The 1650-nt window shown below is 32.8% G+C and carries 2 protein-coding genes; one reads left to right on the top strand and one right to left on the bottom strand.

The window, feature by feature from the left end; all coding sequences use genetic code 11:
• Positions 1–459: 4-hydroxythreonine-4-phosphate dehydrogenase PdxA (locus tag AACY61_RS13440; RefSeq protein ID WP_339612091.1), on the bottom strand; the 459-nt coding region annotated here is incomplete at its 3' end.
• Positions 460–554: 95 nt separating this feature from the next.
• Between AACY61_RS13440 and AACY61_RS13435 the strand changes: the two genes are divergently transcribed.
• Positions 555–1139: a riboflavin synthase gene (locus tag AACY61_RS13435; RefSeq protein ID WP_339612090.1), complete on the top strand. Its 585-nt coding sequence runs from the start codon at positions 555–557 to the stop codon at positions 1137–1139.
• The last annotated feature ends 511 nt before the right edge of the window (positions 1140–1650 follow it).

The raw sequence follows: 1650 nt of genomic DNA, 5'->3' as shown, positions 1-1650 counted from the left end.
CATTAAGCTTTCTCCGCCCAACTCCTTTGCTAAAAAATCTGTGTGACCGGGAAAATTGAAGCTTTCTGATTGTACTGTGTGCTTATTTATGGGGGCTGTCACCAAAACATCGACCTTATCAGTTTTTAGTGCCTTAACTGCTTCTTGTAATGATTTAATAGCATACTCACCCATTTTTGTGCTTTCTTCACCAAATGATATTTCAACAGGTTCTTTCCATACATTGAAAATATTAATCTTTCCGGAAACTATTTTATTTAAATGGTCTATTCCTTGAAAGCTTACGTTTATATTCAGTGCCTTTTTAACAAATGACATGGTTTTTACAGAGGCAAAAACCACAGGGGTACAAAAGTCGAGCATTCTTGGGTCTTCAAATGTTTTCAAAACGATTTCAGGGCCTATACCATTTAAATCTCCTATTGAAATTCCAACTATTATTTTGTCGTGTTTGTCCATGCTGATTTTAAAATAAGTTTTTTAGGTAAGCTTTTGCTTTTGCAGTATTTTTGCAACTTACTTATCAAGTACAAATTTAACCAAATAAACTGAATATGTTTACAGGAATCGTTGAAGATATGGGCAGGGTTGTCTCTATTATCAAGAAAGGAGACAATCTTGAAATTGAAGTTAAAAGCGCAATCACTAATGAATTAAAAATTGATCAAAGTGTTTCTCATAATGGAGTTTGTTTAACTGTTGTAGGAATTAGCAATGATGTTTATAAGGTTGTAGCTATTAAAGAAACTTTGGAAAAATCGGCAATTGGTGAAATCAAGGTTAATGACTTGTTGAATTTAGAGAGGTCTTTGAAATTAGGCGATAGGCTGGACGGCCACATAGTGCAAGGACATGTTGACCAAACCGGAGTTTGCAAAGACATTAATGAGGCCAATGGAAGTTGGTATTTTACTTTTGAATATAATTCAGAACCCGGAAACATAACGATTGAAAAAGGTTCTATAACAGTTAATGGTGTAAGCTTAACAGTTGTAAACTCTTCAAAAAACAGTTTTAGTGTGGCGATAATACCTTATACCTATAACAACACAAATTTTAACACAATAAAACCAAACTCCAAGGTAAACCTTGAGTTTGATGTTGTGGGAAAATACTTAAGAAGACTTTATTTGGAATAAACTTTTCTTTGATTTTATCAGCAAATATACTCCCAAAACAACTCCTAAAAATATTAAAATAATAATGTGATCGTCTAAGGGCAGAAATGGTGGTGGTGTTCTCTCGGGTTGCGGTGGTGGGGGTGGTTTTTGTTGAGCAATTGAAGTAAAGCACACAAAAAGGTGAACAACAATTATTAGTAATATGTTTTTAACGATTTGGGGTCGCATAGTTGAATAGGGTTCTGCTAAATTATTATTTTAAAGTATGATTATCAAGAAAAACGACAAAATTAAGCTAAAATTGTTTAATTGAGCGTTAAGCAAAAATGAAATTAGCTTAAATCAATTTTTACATTTGCTTACTTTTGTAATAGTGTGAGGAAGGATAAATATAAATAAAATAAGCTGAAAATATAATATTCCAGGTTATTTGTCAATTTTAAAAAAAGAAATTAGGATTTAAAATATTAAAAAGTGGTCCCACATGGGCTCGAACCATGGACCCCCTGATTATGAGTCAGGTGCTCTA

Source organism: uncultured Planktosalinus sp. (assembly GCF_963973675.1).
Taxonomy (GTDB): Bacteria; Bacteroidota; Bacteroidia; order Flavobacteriales; family Flavobacteriaceae; genus Planktosalinus.
This window is presented reverse-complemented; position numbering and strand designations above follow the sequence as displayed.

Bases quoted from the DNA above. Each gene is read 5' to 3' on its own strand.
- AACY61_RS13435 (WP_339612090.1), top strand. From the start codon at position 555: ATGTTTACAGGAATCGTTGAAGATATGGGCAGGGTTGTCTCTATTATC.